The 19,720-nt window shown below is 63.0% G+C and carries 18 protein-coding genes; 8 read left to right on the top strand and 10 right to left on the bottom strand.

What is annotated here, in order from left to right; genetic code table 11:
• Window positions 1-158: 158 nt before the first annotated feature.
• Complete coding sequence (locus DEM27_RS01685) at window positions 159-791, top strand: TetR/AcrR family transcriptional regulator (protein ID WP_109456447.1); 633 nt, start codon at window positions 159-161, stop codon at window positions 789-791.
• Between the two features lie 14 nt (window positions 792-805).
• On the opposite strand, the gene DEM27_RS01690 is transcribed toward DEM27_RS01685, so the two are convergent.
• Window positions 806-1,756, bottom strand: a complete 951-nt coding sequence (locus DEM27_RS01690) for a LysR substrate-binding domain-containing protein (protein ID WP_109456448.1) — start codon at window positions 1,754-1,756, stop codon at window positions 806-808.
• Between the two features lie 197 nt (window positions 1,757-1,953).
• Between DEM27_RS01690 and DEM27_RS01695 the strand changes: the two genes are divergently transcribed.
• The gene (locus DEM27_RS01695; RefSeq protein WP_109456449.1) at window positions 1,954-2,235 is read left to right on the top strand and encodes a DUF1127 domain-containing protein; all 282 of its coding nucleotides are present in this window, start codon (window positions 1,954-1,956) and stop codon (window positions 2,233-2,235) included.
• Window positions 2,236-2,515: 280 nt separating this feature from the next.
• Here DEM27_RS01695 and DEM27_RS01700 read toward each other — a convergent pair whose 3' ends face one another.
• From DEM27_RS01700 to DEM27_RS01725, 6 genes are all read right to left on the bottom strand, one after another.
• Window positions 2,516-3,271, bottom strand: a complete 756-nt coding sequence (locus DEM27_RS01700; RefSeq protein WP_109456450.1) for a hypothetical protein — start codon at window positions 3,269-3,271, stop codon at window positions 2,516-2,518.
• A 465-nt stretch (window positions 3,272-3,736) separates the two neighbouring features.
• A complete protein-coding gene (locus DEM27_RS01705; RefSeq protein ID WP_109456451.1) occupies window positions 3,737-4,612 on the bottom strand; it encodes a DUF937 domain-containing protein in 876 nt (291 codons plus the stop codon).
• 125 nt (window positions 4,613-4,737) lie between these two features.
• The gene (locus tag DEM27_RS01710) at window positions 4,738-6,111 is read right to left on the bottom strand and encodes a glutamate--cysteine ligase (protein ID WP_109456452.1); all 1,374 of its coding nucleotides are present in this window, start codon (window positions 6,109-6,111) and stop codon (window positions 4,738-4,740) included.
• Between the two features lie 136 nt (window positions 6,112-6,247).
• Entirely contained in the window at window positions 6,248-6,985 is a 738-nt protein-coding gene (locus DEM27_RS01715; protein ID WP_109456453.1) for a 16S rRNA (uracil(1498)-N(3))-methyltransferase, read from the bottom strand.
• 59 nt (window positions 6,986-7,044) lie between these two features.
• Window positions 7,045-8,550: an inorganic phosphate transporter gene (locus DEM27_RS01720; protein WP_109456454.1), complete on the bottom strand. Its 1,506-nt coding sequence runs from the start codon at window positions 8,548-8,550 to the stop codon at window positions 7,045-7,047.
• A 117-nt stretch (window positions 8,551-8,667) separates the two neighbouring features.
• On the bottom strand, window positions 8,668-9,147 hold the full coding sequence (locus DEM27_RS01725) for an NUDIX hydrolase (protein WP_109456455.1): 480 nt from the start codon (window positions 9,145-9,147) through the stop codon (window positions 8,668-8,670).
• A gap of 210 nt (window positions 9,148-9,357) precedes the next feature.
• Here DEM27_RS01725 and DEM27_RS01730 point away from each other — a divergent pair, with 210 nt between their 5' ends.
• Together DEM27_RS01730 and DEM27_RS01735 are read left to right on the top strand one after the other, a co-directional pair.
• A complete protein-coding gene (locus tag DEM27_RS01730) occupies window positions 9,358-10,257 on the top strand; it encodes a LysR substrate-binding domain-containing protein (RefSeq protein WP_109456905.1) in 900 nt (299 codons plus the stop codon).
• Between the two features lie 104 nt (window positions 10,258-10,361).
• Complete coding sequence (locus DEM27_RS01735; protein ID WP_245445604.1) at window positions 10,362-11,525, top strand: adenosylhomocysteinase; 1,164 nt, start codon at window positions 10,362-10,364, stop codon at window positions 11,523-11,525.
• A 1-nt stretch (window position 11,526) separates the two neighbouring features.
• On the opposite strand, the gene DEM27_RS01740 is transcribed toward DEM27_RS01735, so the two are convergent.
• Window positions 11,527-12,297, bottom strand: coding sequence for an FCD domain-containing protein (locus DEM27_RS01740; RefSeq protein ID WP_109456906.1), 771 nt, complete (start codon window positions 12,295-12,297; stop codon window positions 11,527-11,529).
• 174 nt (window positions 12,298-12,471) lie between these two features.
• Between DEM27_RS01740 and DEM27_RS01745 the strand changes: the two genes are divergently transcribed.
• On the top strand, window positions 12,472-13,746 hold the full coding sequence (locus DEM27_RS01745; protein ID WP_109456457.1) for a DUF3422 family protein: 1,275 nt from the start codon (window positions 12,472-12,474) through the stop codon (window positions 13,744-13,746).
• Here the strand turns inward: DEM27_RS01745 and DEM27_RS01750 are convergent.
• Complete coding sequence (locus DEM27_RS01750; RefSeq protein ID WP_109456458.1) at window positions 13,682-14,083, bottom strand: type II toxin-antitoxin system HicB family antitoxin; 402 nt, start codon at window positions 14,081-14,083, stop codon at window positions 13,682-13,684. The two genes, DEM27_RS01745 and DEM27_RS01750, sit on opposite strands and share 65 nt — an antisense overlap.
• Window positions 14,084-14,374: 291 nt before the next feature.
• Window positions 14,375-15,271, bottom strand: a complete 897-nt coding sequence (locus tag DEM27_RS01760) for a LysR family transcriptional regulator (RefSeq protein ID WP_109456459.1) — start codon at window positions 15,269-15,271, stop codon at window positions 14,375-14,377.
• A 116-nt stretch (window positions 15,272-15,387) separates the two neighbouring features.
• On the opposite strand from DEM27_RS01760, the gene DEM27_RS01765 reads away from it, so the two are divergent.
• The 3 genes from DEM27_RS01765 (at window position 15,388) to glcF (ending at window position 19,636) form a co-directional block, all read left to right on the top strand.
• Entirely contained in the window at window positions 15,388-16,827 is a 1,440-nt protein-coding gene (locus DEM27_RS01765; protein WP_109456907.1) for an FAD-linked oxidase C-terminal domain-containing protein, read from the top strand.
• Window positions 16,824-18,026 (top strand): glycolate oxidase subunit GlcE, encoded by a 1,203-nt coding sequence (gene glcE / locus DEM27_RS01770; RefSeq protein WP_109456460.1) that lies wholly within the window; start codon window positions 16,824-16,826, stop codon window positions 18,024-18,026. Before DEM27_RS01765 ends, glcE begins: the two co-directional genes overlap by 4 nt.
• A gap of 254 nt (window positions 18,027-18,280) precedes the next feature.
• The gene (glcF, locus tag DEM27_RS01775) at window positions 18,281-19,636 is read left to right on the top strand and encodes a glycolate oxidase subunit GlcF (RefSeq protein WP_109456461.1); all 1,356 of its coding nucleotides are present in this window, start codon (window positions 18,281-18,283) and stop codon (window positions 19,634-19,636) included.
• Window positions 19,637-19,720 lie beyond the last annotated feature (84 nt).

Raw genomic sequence — 19,720 nt, forward strand, 5'->3', positions numbered from 1 at the left:
GGTTTGGGCCGGTCGCCGCACAATCTTTTTTCGGAGAATAGTCCGACCGGTAAAATGCGACCGTTTTATTTCGGGAAGCATGAACGTGTCGGTGCCATAGAGTGACACCTTGTCTCACTTCGGCACATAAGCATTTTCATATTTTCGTATAGGCGCATATGAACCGTTCGGACGATACTCCTCGTGCGGGTTACCGCAGGAAACCGCAGCAGGACCGCAGCGTACAGCGCGTGGAGACGATCCTCCATGCGGCCGAGAGCCTGATCGGCATGCACGGCATGGCCGGTCTGAAGATGACGGAGATCGCCCGCGAGGCGCATGTGCCGGTCGGCTCGCTCTACCAATATTTTCCCGATCGCGGCGCCATCGTCGCGGCCCTGTTCGAGCGAATGGCGGAGGGGGTGCATACCCAGCTCGAAGGCGCCTTCGAGGGGGTCTCCACGATAGAGGAGGCGAGCGACCGCATCGACGGCATCATCGACTGGTACTACAGCGAATATCGCGAGCACCCGACGCTGCGCCAGATCCTTTCGAGCACGGAAAGCGATCCGGAACTGATGCGCCTCAACGTTGCCGACAGCAAGCGAGTAGGCGATACCATCCACGCCGCCATCGGCCACCTGCTGCCGTCCAACACCGGCATCGATATGGAAGCCCGCACGTTCCTTTTCTGCCACCTGGTCGGCAATCTCGTGCTGATGTCGCTGATCACCGAGCCGGTCATGGCCGAGCGGCTGCTCAGGGAATGGAAGCTGATTATCCGGGCGTCGCTCTTCGCCGAAAGTTCGTAATCGCGGCTTCTTTCTTACCAGCCGGGCAGCATGTGGCCGGCCCGCAGCCGCGGATAACGCGGATAGGCCTTGACCTCGCCTTCCAGGTCGTCGTTGACGTTGGCGGGCGTGATGTTGTCGAGGCAGGCGGCGATGTGGTTGGTGATGGCGCTCATCAGCGACGAGGAAAATCCCGGCCGTTTCATGATGCCGATCTGCACCGGCGGCAGGGCCGGGAAACCGTCGTTCTGGCTGAGAACCTTCATGCCCGGGCGCAGCGCCGATTCCGGCAGCACCGACACCGCCATGCCGGCCAGCACGGCCGCCGCCACCACGGTGGACGACCAGCTGGTGAACAGGATCTGGTATTCGCGGCCGACGCCGTCGAGCGCCGAGCAGGCCAGCTGCCGCCACAGGCAGTCGCGCCGTCCGACGGCCAGCGGCACCGGCGCATCGTCGCGCAGCGGATGGTTGGCGGAGCTGACCCAGCACAAGGGCTCGGTGCGCACCACGTCCGACATCCGTTCGCGCGGATTGTGGGTGACGAGGGCAATGTCCAGCTCGCCGCGCCCCATCTTCTCCGCCAGGTCCACGGACGGTTCGCAGACGATATAAAGCTCGACGTTCGGATGCGTCTTGGCGAAACGACCGATGATCTCCGGCATGTAGCGGTCGGCATAATCGTCGGGCGTGCCGATCCTGAGCGTGCCTTCCAGCCGGTTGTCGTCGAAGGCGGCGATGGCCTCGTTGTTCAGGCGGATGATCCGGCGGGCGTAATTCAGCAGTTTTTCGCCCTCCGTCGTCATGCGGATGCCGCGGCCGTCCTTGGCGAAGAGCTGCTTGCCGACACGCTCCTCCAGCCGCCGCATCTGCATCGATACGGCGGATTGCGTCTTGAATACCCGGTCGGCCGCCCTGGTGAAGCTGCCGGTATCGACGATGGCGATGAAGGTCTGCAACTGATCGATATCGAGAGGCGAGGACATGGGATCATCCATAAAATCGATTGATGATTGATATTAGAAACATTCGTTGGACTGATCAATACGTTTTTGACATCCTGATCCTGCAAATCACGACAGCGACAGCGAGCGGAAACCCTGACTGTTCGCAGTTTCTTACGCTCCTCCTCCCGACCTCCGGGAGGGGCTGAATTTTTCGTGCCTGAAGAAAGGATACATCGATGCGCACGACGGAACGGACGACCAGAATTGCGATAGCACGCCCGACGGCTGCCGGCCGGACGAATATCCTGTGGGCCATGCTTGTTTCCGTTTATCGTGCCATCCGCAACCGCGTCGTCCTCAATCGGCTGCAGGATCTGGACGATCACCAACTCCTCGATATCGGCCTGACGCGCAGCGAAGTCAGGCAGGCGGCGACCTCGACATTTTTCGAGGACCCGTTCCCCCAGTTACGGACATCCGCCCGCAACCGCTCGCGGCGCATGGAACGGACGCCCTGAGCCTCTGAAGTTTCCCCGCAGGGTGATAGCCAATAAGCCCTGCTCTTTACCCGGTGACTGGACCCAAGAGCCGTCACCGGGTTTTTTTATGCCTTCGGAAATGGAAAATTGGGTTCTGGCGGCAGGACGTCGCCTGTCGGGACGGTGCCGGATGAAAACGCATGTCGCCCGGGGTGGCGACGGATTGCTGCGTCGAGAACAGCAATCCGGATGAGTTGCGTTGGATCCGCGAGGGAGATTCGACTTCGTCTGGCGATGCCGGCGCGTGGCAAACGGGCGTTCAGATATCGCCTATATCCATGTGAAGTTCCATATTGCCGGTGAAGGGGTTCATGAAGGGGTTGTGGCCTTCTCCGGCAAAGGCTTTTCCGGCGATCGCGCTGAGCTCGCCTGCGGTCATTCGCGTGCGGATATTGCGAATGACCGTGACGCCTTCGGGCGTATGGAGCGGCATGCATTTGTTCAGGCATACCATGATCATCGAGAAGTTCGTTTTCAGCTGTGGGCCGACGATAGACTTGAATGTTGCGAAAGTGACTTTGCTGCCCATGCCCATGTGTGCATACATCTCCTTCACTTTGTAATGCAAATCACCCTTTTTACTGCTGTTCTTATAGACCGTCGCTTTGGCGATGCTGGCGAAAAGCTGCGTGACATTGTAGGCATCGTGAATAAATCCCTGTTTTCCGCGCCCGGCAGACCATTGGATGAACTTGCCGACCTTCTTTGCGCCGGTGACGATCTGGCCCTTGGAGCAGTGCCCGGCGACGACGCAGAGGCCGCCGTCCCCGATTATCCTTTGGGTTTGGTCGATTTTCGCGAGACCCCTCCTCATCGTTTCCGCATTTTTGGCAAACAGGATGAGGCCGGTAGAGGAGGTGATTCTGTCTACGACAAGGGAATTGGTTTCCTTTTTGCCGCCGCCCGCGCCGTCATTGATCAGGATATTGCCAAGTTGAAACATTGAGCACGTTTCGACGTCGAACCCCTTCTCCAGCAGGCTGGAGGTGGGTATGGCGGATTGCATGATTTTCATATGAAATCTCACTATCGCTAAATAGGATTTTGCCGATTTCCCATTTAGCTACCATAAAATTTTCTTAATTCAACGGATACGGAAGTATAGATTGGAGAAATTGAAATTTTGTACAAATGCCCCTAAATTGTACAATGTATTTTCCAAATTTTTACTATCAGTAAAAAATAGTTTATTGAAAATAAACCGATCGGTTGCGGCAATGCGGTCTTGTCTTTTCAAGAATTTTTTAAGTATCGGAAATTGTCGAGAGGCTGTTTCCCGGGCCTTTATATATTTCCGTGTTCAGGCTGAGCCCGTACCGGCTGTCCTTCAGGGTCGGGACAGAAATACGTTCAATGCTGCATTGCAGCGCAAACCGGGATGCCACGCATCCGCATGGCCGGTCATGGCTTCAGATGAAGAGCGCTCGCAGTGTCGCAGGATCTCGGGCGGCAATTGCGCCTGAGGTCGTGAGGATCTGCCTTATTCGTTCTCCGGCTTTTTCGGCGTCGCATCGGCGCCGGCCGGGCGATAGGTCTCGAAGATCGACTCCAGGCTTTTCTGGTAGTTTTTCTGTACCTCCAGACCACTGTCGAACATGCTGTTGAGCATCTCGGCGAACTGGTTGGGTTCGGGAGCGGCGGCCTTGGGCTCGGCGGTTTCCTGCTTCTGCTCCCTGGCGCCGGGGAAACTGCCGGACATCATGTCCTGGAAGGCCTTGGCGAAAGGGTTGTCGGCAAAGGGATTTGCGGCGGGCTGCGGCTGTTCCGGCCTCGGCACGGCAAACATCGCCTGCATGGCCTGGGTAAAGGGATTGTCGAAGAGGCTCGCCTGCGGCTCCGGCTTGGCTTTCGGAGAAAAGCCGGTGGTTTCCAGCCATTGCTGCATCATGCCGGCCATCGGTGTGTTGGCAAAGGGGTTACCGGCAGCATGCATCTGCCCGGTCGATTGTTTCAGGATGCCGCCCATCAGCATGTCGGCCATGGCCGGCAGCATCTGCTTGAGCACCTCCTGCCCCACGCCGGTCATCTGCGCCGCCTGAGCGGCGATGGCGCGGGAGACCTCCTTGGAGCCAAAAATCTGGCCGAGAATGCTGTTGCCGTCGGCAATCCCCTGCGGGGTGAAAACCGTGCTCATATCCTCGAAATATTTGGCGTAGTTGCCCGAAGCCGCCGCCTGCATCAGCGTGCTGAAATCATAAGGGTTGGTGGTGCTGCGTTTCAGCCCGGACGAAAAAGCCGGCATCAGCGCCGCCATGGCTTTTGCCGTCTGCTCCTGGGCGAGGTTGAATTGCTTGGCCATCGCCTCCATGGCGGCGCCGTTCTGGGCCCGCATCATCATGTCGAAGAGAGGCAGCATCGGAGTTCCTTTCCCAGGGCGGTGACGGTTTGTGCCACTATAGCTGGAAAAGGGTGGGCGCAAACCGGTTTTTGCCATTGGACCCGGACCGGACACAGCTATTTCTGCATCCGGCCTTTTCGGCTTCAGTATTGATATTCTTCGAAAACCGGCTCGACACTGCCGTTCCAGCGGCCGTTGTAGAGCATCAGCAGGTCGTCGGCGAGCGTCGCCTTCTTGGCGAGGATTTCGTCGAGCGAGGCAAGGAAGACCGTCTCGTCCTGGCCGTCGCCGTTCAGTTGCGCCCGAGCCTGGAGGCCGGCGCGGGAAATGGCAAGCACCTCGCGGGCGACGTCGAGCAGGCCGTGGCCGGCGACCGTTGCCTTCAGCCCTTCTTTCGGCACAGAATCGCGGAAGGCCGAAACCTGCTCGAAGTTCCAGGATTTCGTCAGGTCCTCGGCGGCATCGAGCGCGGCATCGTCGTAGAGCAGGCCGACCCAGAAGGCCGGCAACGCACAGATGCGCCGCCACGGCCCGCCGTCGGCGCCGCGCATTTCCAGGAACCGCTTTAGCCGGACGTCGGGAAAGAGCGTGGAGATATGGTTGGTCCAGTCGCCGAGCGTCGGCTCCCAGTCGGCGATCCCGCCCTTCAGAGCGCCATTCATGAACTGGCGGAAGGTAACGTGCGTGCAGTCATGGTAACGGCCGTCGCGCACGACGAAATACATCGGCACGTCGAGTGCCCATTCCGTGTAGCGCTCGAAACTCATGCCGTCCTCGATCATGAAGCGGTGCAGGCCGGAGCGCTGGTTGTCGGTGTCGCGCCAGATATCGCCGCGCCAGGACACCAGCCCGTTCGGCTTGCCCTCGGTGAACGGCGAGGAGGCGAACAGCGCGGTCGCCAGCGATTGCAGCTTGGTCGAAACCCGCATCTTCTTGATCATGTCCGCCTCCGACGAGAAGTCGAGGTTCACCTGGATGGTACAGGTTCGGTACATCATGTCCAGACCCTGCGAGCCGACCTTCGGCATGTAGCGGGTCATGATTTCGTAGCGCGATTTCGGCATGCGCGGCGTCTCTGCCAGCGACCATTTCGGGCTGCCGCCGAGGCCGAGGAAGCGGATGCCGAGTGGTTCGGCAATGGTGCGCAGAGTCGCCAGGTGTTGATTCGATTCGACGCAGGTCTGGTGCAGCGTTTCCAGCGGCGCGCCCGACAGTTCGAACTGGCCGCCGGGTTCCAGCGAGATGGCGCCGGCGCCGGATGGGCCGGCGAGGCCGATGATGTTGTCGCCGTCCATGATCGGCTCCCAGCCGAGCGCCTTCTGCATGCCGGTCAAGAGCGCATGGATGCTGGCATCGCCGGCATAAGGAACCGGCCCGTGACCGGCCTTGAAGAAGACGAATTTCTCGTGTTCCGTGCCGATACGGAACTCTTCTTTCGGTTTGGACCCCGATGCCAGGTAGGCTGTCAGTTCGCTGGCTGCAGAAATCGGCGTTTGATCGGTGGTATCACGAGCCATGGACAAACCTTGCACACGAGGGATCACCCGCCTCCCCGGAAGCGGGCCAGTAGGGTGGATTGGACCGGATTGATAAACCGCGCAAGTGAAAATCTTTTATGCGTGGATCAAAAAAACCGGAAGCCGGTTCCGGCCGTTATTGCCAGTCGCCGATCGCCGCCTGGATGACCGCCATGGCGGCGACCGCGGCGGTATCGGCGCGCAGGATGCGCGGCCCGAGCGGAATGGCGGTGACGAAATCGAGCGAACGCAGCAGCGCCCGTTCGTCTTCCGAAAAACCGCCCTCCGGGCCGACCAGCAGCGCCAGGTTCCGTTCCTTGATGCCGGAAAGCAGCGGCAACGGGTTCTGTCCGGCATCGCCCTCGTCGCAATAGATGATCCGGCGGTTGCCCGGCCAGCTTTCCAGCAGATCCTGCAGCTTCTTCGGTTGCGCGACGGTGGGAATGCCGAGGATGCCGCATTGTTCGGCGGCCTCGATGACATTGGCTTCCAGCCGCTCGACGCTGTTGATGCGGCCCTGCACATGCTGGGTCATGACCGGCTGCAGCACGCCGGCGCCCATTTCGACCGCCTTCTGCACGAGGTAGTCGAGCCGGCCGACTTTCAGCGGTGCGAAGAGATAATGCAGATCGGACGGAGCCGGCTGCGGGCGCACCTGTTCCTGCGGCAGGAACTGGATGCGCTTGCGGGTCGGAAAGGCGAGTTTCGCCTTCCATTCGCCGTCACGGCCGTTGAACAGCAGGATCTCGCTGCCCTCTTCGGCGCGCAGGACGTTGGCGAGATAGTGGACGTGTTCCTTGCCGGCTTCGATGGCAACGTCTCTCTGCAGGGCAGCCTCGATATAGAGCCGCTGCATTCGAAAATTGGCACGCATGCGATTTTCCAAACCTCAAAGACAATCCGGGTTGCGGACTGGGAGCCGAACAATCGCTCCTAGATGAACAGCGCGAACATAATCCAATACAGGACCGCTGCAAGCGCGGCGGAAATGGGAACCGTGATGATCCAGGCGGCGCCGATGGTCATGAGGTGCGACCGGCGCACCAGGTAGCGCCGCCTTGTTTCGTCCGGATTGCGGTCCTCCGGTTCGGCGATGTCGAAATGGCCGGATTTCTGGCGCATGTATTCGATGCGCCGGCGGGAGTGGCGCGTATACCATTCGCGGAAGAAGCCGACGCCGAACACCGCGCCGACGGCAATATGCGTCGAACTGACCGGCAGGCCGAGCCAGGAGGCGACGATGACGGTCACGGCGGCCGACAGCGCGACGCAGTAGGCGCGCATCGGGTTGAGCTTTGTGATCTGCTCGCCGACGATGCGGATCAGCCGCGGACCGAAAAGCAGCAGGCCGACGGAAATGCCGAGAGCGCCGATCGCCATCACCCAGAAGGGCACGCCGACCGTCTCGGTCACGTCGCGCGATTCCATCACCACATGCACGATGGCCGACAAGGGGCCGATGGCATTCGACACGTCGTTGGCGCCGTGCGCGAAGGAGAGCAGCGCGGCGGAGAAGATCAGCGGCAGCCGGAACAGCTTGCGCAGCGAATCGTTGCGGTTTTCCAGGCCGATCGATTGCCGGGCGATGAGCGGCCGCGCCGCCAGCCAGCAGGCAAACCCGGCCGCCAGCCCCAGAGGACCCGTCCAGACAGGCGGCACATGATTGATAGGGGCTGTCTGCAGCAGGATGTAGGTGGTGAAGGAGCCGAACATGACGGCGATGAGGACCGGCACCCAGCGATTGGCCGCTGCGATCTTGTCCTGCCGGTAGATGATCGTTTCCTTGAGGATATAGAGGAAAAAGATGGCGATCAGCCCGCCGAGCAGCGGCGACACGATCCAACTGACGAGGATCATGCCGATCATCTCCCAGTTGACCAGGTCGAAGCCGGCTGCCGCTATGCCCGCGCCGAGCACGGCGCCGACGATGGAGTGGGTCGTGGAGATCGGCGCATTGAGCCAGGTGGCGAGATTGATCCACAGGGCGGCGGCTGTCAGCGCCGCCATCATCAGCCAGGCCAGCGTGTTGGCATCGGGGATCACTTCGCGCGAGACGATGCCGGAGGCAATCGTCTGCGTCACGCCGCCGCCGGCGATCGTCGCGCCGAGGATTTCGAAGACCGCCGCCATCATCAGCGCCCCGGCCATGCTGATGGCGCGTGCGCCGACGGCGGCGCCGACGTTGTTGGTGACGTCGTTGGCGCCGATGTTCATCGCCATGTAGGCTGCAAGCGCCGACGCGGCGATGATAAGCACCGCATCCGGCTGGTCGAACACATAGACGCCGGCAAAAAGCATCACCATGCCGAGGAACAGCACGGCCAGTCCCGGCGCAACCAGGCTGCGCAGGACGAATTTCGACGCGTCCTCGACAAAGGTCAGCTTGTCGAGATCCTTGTCGAGCGTCTTCTTCGTCAGTTGGACCGGCTTGTTCGCCATGCGTCTTCAGGACCTGTTCCGCCATCGGCATGGGTTGTCAGCGACAATCGCCGACGCGCCGAGGCCCCCGTGCACTACCGGTCTCGGACACAATGTGCAACGGTTACGATTTTCCGACTAAGGCTTGCGTTGCCGCAATTCCGTTTCGAAGCCGAGAATCAAAAGCTTCAGCATCGGTTCCTGGACGCGGTTCGCGGCTTCCTGGCAAGAGACCCACTCGGCGCGGCGCTCGCCCTTTTCCTTGAATTTCTTGGCGATTTCCGTCACTTCCAGGGCGTAGACCTGCACCTTGCAGTCAACGGTGAAGCCGTCCTTCATGCCCTTGCGATAAAGGAAACAGCCGATGCTGGTCTTGTCCACCTTTCCGCGGACGCCGGCCTCTTCATAGGCTTCCTGGGCGGCCACTTCATGCGGTCCCTTGTCGGCCATCGGCCAGCCCTTGGGAATGACCCAGCGACCGGTGTCGCGGCTCGTCTGCAGAAGGATCTCCACCCGGTTGTCGTTCGTCATCCGATAGCAGAGCGCAGCATATTGCTGTCTCGGCGGACGCCGAAACATCAATTGGACATCGGAAGCAAGACGCGACAGGATGGGCAATTCGGGGACGACCTTTCAGCTACGATTATTTAAGCAACCTATATAGGAATAATCTTTTAAAGTTGCCCCAGTCTTATGGAAAAAAAGCGTATCCAAAGGAAAACGCGTGGTGGGTGCTCTATGGCAAGGCTGTGTGTTTCAATTTGAATTTGTCGGCATTTCCTGTTCAGGTTGCGACATGGGCGCCGTTCTCCCAAAGAAGGCAGTGTCATGCGACTCCCGCCGCTGAATGCGTTGCGTGCTTTCGAGGCTGTTGCCCGTTGCGGCAGCATCCTGAAGGCGGCGGAGGAACTGGGTGTCGTCCGCGGTGCGGTGCGCCAGCAGCTTGCCGCGCTGGAAGGCCATCTGGGCGTCCCGCTGTTTTCCCGCGAGGGCCGGCGCCTCGTCCTGACCGGGGAGGGCAGCCGGCTGGCGGCCGCGGCGGGAACCGCCTTCGGCATCCTGCAGCGCGCCGCCGCCGACATTGCCGCGCCGAAGGGACGGCGTGAAATCCGTCTCGGCGTCCCCGCCGCCTTTGCCGTCTGGTGGCTGATGCCGCGGCTGCCGTCGCTGGAGACTGATCTCGCAGGCATCGACGTGCGGGTCCTGCCATTGGCGGTGGTCGAACCGCTGTCGCGCCATCCCGATCTCGACGCCGTCATCATGGGCGGCGAATACCAGTCAGTGCCGGAAGTTGCCGCCCTTCGTTTCATGGAGGACGAGTTCGGCCCCGTCGCCGCGCCGGATCTCAGCGCGCAGCTGCGCCTGCGGGACGACCGGTTGCGGCTGGGCGAGGCCGTGGCCTTGATTGCCCGCACGGCGCCGACGCTCTGGGACGACTGGTTCGTCGAAAGCGGCACGGCGCAGGTGACGTTTCCGCGCCGTTCGGTTTTCGAGGATTTGTTGCTCGCCATCGCCGCTGCTCGTGCCGGCTCCGGCGTCACCGTCGCGCCGCGTGCCTCGATCGAGGCCGACCTGCGGCACGGCCTGCTCGCCGCGCCCTATGGCTTCATCGCCCGGCCGGGTGGTTACCGGCTCTGCTTCCGGAGTGCCGATGCCCAAAATCCGGCCATTGTGGCGTTTGGTGAATGGCTGAGCGGGCAGGGCGCGGCGACAGGGCAGAAAATCTGACCATCAGGGCAGGATTATCTCCATTGGATCGCTTGCGGCGGCGGTGTATCGCCCTGAAGATCACAAGCCGAAATCACAAGCCGAGATCGCGAAGGAGAAGCGCCGTGCCGCAGACCGAAACCGCCAGCCGCATCGATTGGGTTGCCCGCAGCTGCCGCCTGCTGCAGGCGACTGCCGCGGAGTTTCGCTCCTCCCGGCCGTTCGAAGGGCTCAGCATCGGCACCGGCATCCATCTGGAACCGAAGACGGTTGCCATGCTGATGACGCTGGCGGCCGGCGGCGCCCGGATCGTCGCCACCGGCAATCTCAACAGCACCCAGCCGGAAACCGTCGCCTACCTGCGCGACCAGGGCATCACCGTCTTCGCCACCCAGACCACGGATGAAGCCGAGCATGGCCGCACCCTGGACGCGCTGCTCGCCGAAACGCCGGACCTGCTACTTGACAATGGCGGCGATCTTTTCGCCCGGGTGGCGGAAAAACCCTATGCCGGCCTGCTCGGTGGCACGGAAGAGACGACCTCCGGCCGGACGCGGCTTCTGCCTTTGCGCCAGCGGCTTGCCAAACCGATCCTCGTCATCAACGACAGCCCGATCAAGCAGTTTGCCGAAAACCGCCATGCGGTCGGCCAGAGCCTGTTCGAAAGCTACATGCGCTTCACCAACCGTTCGACCAACGGCAAGCGGGTGACGGTCTTCGGTTACGGCGCCTGCGGCAAGGGCACCGCCGCCTGCTTCCGCAACGCCTTTTCGGCCGTCAGCGTCGTCGATATCGATCCGGTGACGGCGCTTGAAGCCCATCTCGACGGCTTTTCCACGCCGCTGCGCGAGACGGCGATCCGCACCGCCGATGTCATCGCCACCGTTACCGGATTTTCGGGCATCATCACGGTCGCAGACCTGCCGCTGATCAAGGACGGCGCCATCCTGCTGAATGGCGGCCATTTTCCGCACGAAATCGATGTCGAAAGGTTTCGCGCCAGCGCCGACGTGGTGAAGACCGAGCATTATGTCGCCGATGGCATCGAGACCTTCCATCTTGCCGATGGCCGCGCCTTCCACGTGCTGGGCGGCGGCCACATGGCCAATCTCGCCGGGCCGCGACCGCTCGGGAATTCGGTGGAATCGATGGATCTCGGCTTTACGCTGCAGGTGCGCTGCCTGGAGCGCATCGCCAGGGGCGGCGTCGGGGCGGAAGCCTGCATCGTGCCGGTTCCGGCCGATATCGATGCCATGGTGGCCGGCGCCTATCTCGATATCCACCGATAGGTCAGCCGCGGTTTTCCTGCTGCATCAACCGGAGGCGCGAGACACGTGCCCATTCGCCGCTGCGGGTCGCTTCCCGTGTCGTTTCGACGATGTAGTCGATATGCGCCTGCGCCGCCGATCGGGCGGCGGCCGCATCGCCGGCGATGATCGCGTCGTGGATGGCGACATGCTGCGCCAGAAGCCGCTCCCGCGCCCCCGGCACGGCAAACACCATCTGCCGGTGATAGAAGATGCCCTGCGTCAGAAGCCGGTAGCAGGCGCGCAGCGTGTGCATCAGGATGATGTTGTGCGCGGCCTCGCCGATGGCATTGTGCAGGTCGACATCGGTGCCGAGTTCGTCGTCGAAGACGCCGCTGTCATGAGCGGCGCGCATGCGGTCGATGATGCGGCCGAGCATGGCCTTGTCGCTTTCGGTCGCCCGCCGTGCGGCAAACTCGGCGGTCAGCCCCTCGAGCTCGCGGCGATATTCCAGATAGTCGTAGGTGGCGCGTTCGTGCCGGGCGATCAGTTCGGTGATCGGCTTGGAAAACACCTGGCCGATGATATCGGCGACGAAGGTGCCGCCGCCATGGGTGCTGACCAGAAGGCCGCGATTTTCCAGCTCCTTCAGCGCCTCGCGCAGGATCGGCCGGGAGACGTCGAGCCGCTGCGCCAGGTCGCGCTCGCCCGGCAGCCGGTCGCCGTCGCGCAAAACGCCGTCGAGGATCAGCCGCTCGATCTGCAGCACCACGCCATCGGCCGTGCGGTTATGGTCGACACGGGAAAAAAGCATGTCGTTCTGGTCTGTCACGCTGTCCTCCGTCGCGGTTCCGCTTCATATCAAGTTGGCTGCGGAGTGGTCAAATAACTTGTCCAGTTTCATAAACCAAGCCTGCGGCAAACCGCCCTTTGTCTTTCGTCAAGATCTGCCGCATCCTGTACGGCCTGAGGGGTTGGGGACGACAGAATGAGCAAGGGGAGCTTTGCGTTTCCGGGGCATCCGGAGCGCGCGGTGGCATTGGGCGAAATCCATGCGCGGCCTTACGTGCTGGTGCGGGCGCCGCGGGTGATCTTTCAGCTCGCTTTCATGGCCGAAGGCGGGTTGAGCGTGCACCACGCCGTCATTTCCGAGATGTCGCGCAGCCGTGGCGTCTCGCCGCCGGCGACGGACGCCCGCCACCATGCGCTGGCCTGCGGGCCGGGCACGTTGCGCTGGGAGCGTCATACGGAATTTTCCACCTGGTTCTGGGACGGACCGGCGCCGGAGCAGTTCGGCGGTGAGGTGGCGATCCATCCCTTCGGCGACGGTTTTTCGCCGCCGGGTTCGCTGATGTCGGGCATCCGGCTGGAGATCCGCCCGGATGGCGCGGAAGCCCGCGCCGCGCTGAAAACCTTCGACCCTGCCAGCCTCTGTCATAGCGAAGTCAAGAACGGCTCGGCGACGATCCTCACTGACTTCCGCCAGGACGGCGACGGCCTGACGCGCATTCTGATCATCGACCGCGGCCTGACGGAAGCCGGTACCGGCGCCCTCGTGCAGCGGCTACTCGACATCGAGACCTATCGCACGCTGGCCATGCTCGGCCTGCCGCTGGCCCAGTCGCTGTCGCCGGAAATCCGCCGCATCGAGGACGGTCTGACGGCGGTCACCCAGCGCATGAAGGCGCATGCCCGCGAAGAGGCCGATACGATGCTCGGGGAAATTACCCGGCTTGCGGCGGAACTGGAGGCCAATGCCGCGCTCAGCCTCTACCGCTTCGGCGCCAGCCGCGCCTATGACGACATCGTCCGCGAGCGCGTGAAAATGCTGGACGAAACGCCGGTGCCGGGTTTCGAAACGCTGGGCTCCTTCCTGCAGCGGCGCCTGGCGCCGGCGATGCGCACCTGCCAGTCGGTGGAGGAGCGCCAGGCGAACCTGTCGCGAAAACTGTCTCGCGCCACCGGCCTCGTTCGCAGCTGGATCGACGTCGAGCTGGAACGCCAGAATTCCGTGTTGCTGACCTCGATGGACCGCCGCGCCAACCTGCAGCTGCGGCTGCAGCAGACGGTGGAAGGCTTGTCGGTTGCGGCGATCTCCTATTACGTCGTCGGCCTGTTCGGCTACCTTGCAAAATGGCTGGAGACGGAGGGTTTCGCGGTCAAATCCTCGGCGCTGACGGGGCTTTCCGTGCCGGTCGTCATCCTCGGCATCTGGTGGACCGTCCGCCGCATCCGCCATCACCACCGCGATACGGGGGATTGATTAATTTTGTGGCGGCTTCTTCGATGACGCCGGAGATCCACTCGTTGAGGCTCTTGTGCTCGGAGCTTGCGGCGAGAACCGCCGCTTCGTGAAGCTCGGGTGCCAGGCGGATGTTGAAGCGGCCTGAAAACGTCCGCAACGGCTGGATATTTTTTTCCGCGCACATTTCCAGGAAAACCTTGAGAGACAAGGCGCCTTCTTCCCGGAGCCTGTTCAGGCTGTCTCCATAAAAATCCGCGCCGCCGTTCAAGCCAAGGAATTCGCCGCGAAACAAGCCGATCTCGGGATCGAGGGAGACAACTGCCTTGTGACCCTCGATTTCAATGATATTCTTCATGGCTTCACTCCATTGCTCTCCAGCCATTTACGAATGATGGCGACGGCGCCCTTGTCCGTATCCGGCGAGGGATGTGGCCTATGGAACACCCTGATTCCTCAAACAGGAAGACACCGATCCTCGACCCTTCGCGTTCCGTGATTTCGGCACCGAGAGACAGAAACAGCGCCTCGATCTCGGTCCAGCGAATAGAACCGCTCACGGGGCGTGCAAATATCTGTTCGAGCGTTTCCCGATGCCTGCGCTTCATGTGATTTGGTACCATATAGCAGTACCAATTTCAATCGCTCGCTACCGCTCCCAATACGGTACCGGCCCATACAATTCCGCCAGGTAGTCGATCAGCAGCCGCACCTTGGCGGGCAAGAACTGCCGGCTGGGATAGACGGCGGACAAGGCGACGTTGCGCGAGCCTTCGTAGGACGGCAGCACGCGCACGAGGCGACCGTCCTTCAACTCCTGCCCGACATCCCAGGTGGAGCGGAGCGCGATGCCGAAGCCGGCGATGACGGCTTCGCGGATCACCTCGCTGGAATTGGTGACAAGCCTGCCTTCCGGACGATAGAGCACGGCGCCGCCGGGTCCCTCCAGCCGCCAGGCGTCGTTGTTGTGCGGCCGAAGGCAGGTGTGGTGTTTCAGCGCCTCGACATCTTCGGGCGTGCCGTAGCTGGCCAGATAGGCAGGCGCGGCGCAGAGAACACGGCGCACCGGCGCCAGCCGCCGCGCGACGAGGCTGGAATCTCCCAGTTCGGCAATGCGGATGGCAAGGTCGAAACCGCCGCCGACGATATCGGTGAATTCGTCGGTCAGCACCAGGTTGAGCGTCAGGTCCGGATGCGCATCGAGAAAGGGTTTTAGATGCGGGGCGATGTGCATGCGGCCGAAGGAGGTGGGCGCCGAAACCTTCAGCGTGCCCTGGATGCGCGCCGAGCGGCCGGAGACGAAGGCTTCGGCATCCTCCAGCCCGGCCAGCACCGAAAGCACCCGCTCGTAAAACCCCTGCCCGGCCTCGGTGAGCGAGATCTGCCGCGTGGTCCGCTGCAGGAGCCGGGTGCCGAGCCGGTCCTCCAGCCGCTTGATGCGTTTGGAGATCACCGCCGGCGATAGGCCGAGCGCCCGGCCCGCCGTCGACATGCTGCCGCTTGACACGACGCGGGCGAAGATGTCGAGGTCACCGAAGTTCGTCACGAAAGACCGTCCATTTTTTCCGATTTGGGAATAAGTGCTTAGCATTTGCGCCGGTTTTGTTGAAGTGGTAAAGAAAAAACACCAGTACGGCGGAGGCAATGCGCCGGGAGGAGCTGATGACTGATTTCATTCGTTTTCTGGAACCCCAGCCGGCTATCCTGTCGCGCCGCGACGCCATCGTTGCCGATCTGGTCGACCTGCTGCCGAAGGACTGTCTGATCCACGCGCCGCGCGAGCTGGTGCCGTTCGAAACCGATGCCTTCGTCTCCTATCGCCGCGTGCCGCTGGCCGTCGCCCTGCCGCGCACCACGGAAGAGGTTGCGGCCGTCATGCGCTATTGCCACAAATACGGCGTGCCGGTGGTGCCGCGCGGTGCCGGCACCTCGCTGTCGGGCGGCGCGATCCCGCAGGAGGATGCGGTGGTGCTCGGCCTGTCCAAGATGTCGCGCATCCTCGATATCGACCTCGCCAACCGCACGGCGACGGTGCAGGCCGGCGTCACCAATCTCAACATTTCCGAGGCCGTGTCGCCGGAAGGGTTTTTCTACGCGCCCGATCCGAGTTCGCAGCTTGCCTGCACCATCGGCGGCAATATCGGCATGAATTCCGGTGGCGCCCACTGCCTGAAATACGGCGTCACCACCAACAACCTGCTGGGCGTCAGGATGGTGCTGGTCGACGGTACGGTGATCGAGCTCGGCGGCAAACATCTCGATGCCGGCGGTTACGACCTGCTCGGTCTCGTCTGCGGCCACGAGGGGCAACTCGGTATCGTCACCGAAGCGACGGTGCGGCTGATCGCCAAGCCGGAGGGCGCGCGTCCCGTGCTGTTCGGCTTCGAGACCTCGGAGGAGGCGGGGTCCTGCGTCGCTGACGTCATCGGGTCGGGCATCATTCCCGTGGCGATCGAGTTCATGGACAAGCCGGCCATCGAGATCTGCGAGGCCTTCGCCAAGGCGGGCTATCCGCTGGATGTCGGCGCGCTTCTGATCGTCGAGGTAGAGGGCTCGGAAGCCGAGATGGATGCGATGCTCGCCGATATCGTCGAGATCGCCCGCCGCCATGGCGTCAAAACGGTGCGCGAATGCCAGTCGGCCACCGAGGCGGCGCTGATCTGGAAGGGCCGCAAGTCCGCCTTCGGCGCCACCGGCCGCATCTCCGACTACATTTGCATGGACGGCACCGTGCCGCTCAGCCAGCTCTCCTACGTCCTGAAGAAGACCTCCGAGATCATCGACCGCTTCGGCCTTCGGGTCGCCAACGTCTTCCACGCCGGCGACGGCAACATGCATCCGCTGATCCTGTTCAACGCCAACGACCCGGACGATGCCGCCCGCGCCGAACAGGCCGGCAACGAAATCCTGAAACTCTGCGTCGATGCTGGCGGCTGCCTCACCGGCGAACACGGCGTCGGCATCGAAAAGCGCGACCTGATGACCCATCAATATGGCAAGGTGGATCTCGACCAGCAGATGGCCGTGCGCGCCGCCTTCGATCCGGGCTGGCTGCTCAATCCCTCAAAGGTCTTTCCGCTGGAAGGGCGTCCCGCCGCATGACCGATGTTTTCCATCCCACGACGGAAGCGGAAGCTGCCGATCTCATCCGCACCCATGCCGAAGCGGGCAGGGCGCTTGCGCTTTTCGGCGGCAACAGCCGCAGCGGTTTCGGCAATGCCGTCCGCGCCGAGGCGGGGCTGAGCGCCGCAGGTCTCTCCGGCATCGTCGCCTACAATCCGGCGGAAATGGTCATCACCGCCCGCGCCGGCACGCCGGTTGCGGAGATCGAGGCGGCGCTGGCCGCAAACGGCCAGATGATGTCGTTCGAACCCATGGATCATCGCCCGCTGATGGGCACGGACGGCGAACCGACCATCGGCGGGGTCTTTGCCGCCAATGTCTCCGGCCCGCGGCGGTTCGTGGCGGGGGCGGCCCGCGACAGCCTGCTCGGCGTGCGGTTCGTCAACGGTCGCGGTGAGATCGTCCGCAATGGCGGCCGGGTGATGAAGAATGTCACCGGCCTCGACCTCGTCAAGCTGTTGGCCGGCTCGCACGGCACGCTGGGTTTCCTGACGGAGGTCACCTTCCGCGTGTTGCCGGTGCCGAAGGCGACGGAAACCATCGTCGTTTCCGGCCTAAACGATGCCGAGGCCGCGCATGCCATGGCGGCGGCCATGGCCCTGTCCGTGGAAGTTTCCGGCGCCGCCCATCTGCCTGAGAGCGTCAAGGGCCGCTTCGCCGGCGGGGCGCTGCCGGATGGCGAGGCGACCGTGCTGCGGCTCGAAGGCCTGCCGTCGTCGGTTGCCGTGCGGGCGGAAAAGCTTGGCGCCGCGATGGCGCCGTTCGGCGCGGTCGGCCGGCTCGACATGGCCACCAGCCTTTCCCTCTGGCGCGAGATCCGCGATGTCCTGCCTTATGCGGACGGCACGAAACGGCCCATCTGGCGCGTCTCCGTCGCTCCGTCGGCCGGCCACCAGCTTGTCGCCGCGCTGCGCCTCGAAGCCGGCATCGATGCCTTCTACGACTGGCAGGGCGGTCTCGTCTGGATGCGCATGGAGGCCGATCCGGAAGCAGCACTCGTCCGCCGCTACATCAAGGCCCTCGGCGGCGGCCATGCGACCTTGATGCGTGCCTCGGAAAAGACCCGCGCTGCCACGCCCGCTTTTGAACCGCAGCCGGCACCGGTGGCGGTGCTGTCGGCGCGCGTGAAGGAAAAGTTCGATCCGCAAGCGATTTTTAATCCGGGGAAGATGGGATGAGTATCGCCATGTGTCGTCTCGATCGGGCCTTGCCGCTTGCTCCCTCTTCTCCCCAACGGGGAGAAGGTGGCGCAGAGCGCCGGGTGAGGGGGGCGCCGGCGCGGCAAGCACCTTTCGCTGCGGTTTTTGCGCCCGTCGCCTTCGCTCCGGCCGTTCCCGGCTTACGCCGCTCACCCCCTCATCTGCCCTGCGGGCATCTTCTCCCCGCCGGGGAGAAGATGGCGTCCGCCGCCACCGGCGGGAGATCCTGATCGATGCAAACCAACTTCACCCCCGCCCAACTGGCCGATCCGCATGTCGCCGAATCCGAAAAGATCCTGCGTAAATGCGTGCATTGCGGCTTCTGCACCGCCACCTGTCCCACCTATGTCACGCTGGGCGACGAACTCGACAGCCCGCGCGGCCGCATCTACCTGATCAAGGACATGCTGGAAAACGGCCGGGCGGCGGATGAGCAGGTGGTCAAGCATATCGATCGCTGCCTCTCCTGCCTTGCCTGCACCACCACCTGTCCTTCCGGGGTCGACTACATGCACCTGGTCGACCATGCCCGTGCCCACATCGAGAAGACCTACAAGCGCCCGCTGATGAACCGGCTGACGCGCGGCGTGCTCGCCATGGTGCTGCCCTATCCGGGCCGGTTCCGCATGGCGTTGCAGCTTGCGCGCCTCGGCCGGCCGCTGGCGCCGTTGTTCGACAGGGTGACCAGCCTGAAACCCTTCGCGGCGATGCTGCGGCTGGCACCGAAATCCGTGCCGCCTGCCTCGGCTTCGGCGCAGCCGGCGGTCCATGCCGCCAATGTGGCCCCCAATCTGACCGCGCGCGGCCGGGTGGCGATCCTCACCGGCTGCGCCCAGCCGGTGCTCGATCCCGGCATCAACGAGGCGACCATCGCGCTGCTGACGCGCCTCGGTATCGAGGTCGTGGTGCCGCAGGGCGAAGGCTGCTGCGGTTCGCTGGTGCACCACATGGGCCGCGAGGAACAGGCGCTCGCCGCCGCCCGGCGCAATGTCGATGTCTGGATGCGCGAGGTGGAAACCGGCGGCCTGGATGCGGTGATCATCACCGCATCGGGCTGCGGCACGACGATCAAGGACTACGGCCACATGCTGCGGCTCGATCCGGCCTATGCGGAGAAGGCGGCGCAAGTCTCGGCGCTGGCCAAGGACGTCACCGAATATCTCGCCACCCTCGACCTGCCGGCGCATATGCCGAAGGGCATCACCGTCGCATATCATTCCGCCTGCTCGATGCAGCACGGCCAGAAGATCACCTTGGCTCCGAAACAGCTTCTCAAGGCTGCCGGCTTCACCGTGCGCGATCCGGCGGAAGGCCATCTCTGCTGCGGCTCGGCCGGCACCTACAATATCATGCAGCCGGAAATTTCGGCGCAGCTGAAGGCACGCAAGGTGCGCAACATCGAGGCCACCAAGCCCGATATCATCGCCACCGGCAATATCGGCTGCATCACCCAGATCGCCTCCGGCACCGGCATTCCCATCCTGCATACGGTCGAACTGCTCGACTGGGCTTATGGCGGCCCCCGGCCGGCGCAACTTTCGGCGGCGAAGTGGGCAAGTGCCGGGCAGCCGCTCGGCACCCCCGCATAGCCGAGCGACGGTCTCGCGATATCACAGCGTGGCGAGCGCGTGCATGAAACGGATGCCGCAAAACGAAAGCGGGCGGCCGTGCCG

The sequence above is a fragment of the Rhizobium album genome (assembly GCF_003122325.1).
GTDB lineage: Bacteria > Pseudomonadota > Alphaproteobacteria > Rhizobiales > Rhizobiaceae > Metarhizobium > Metarhizobium album.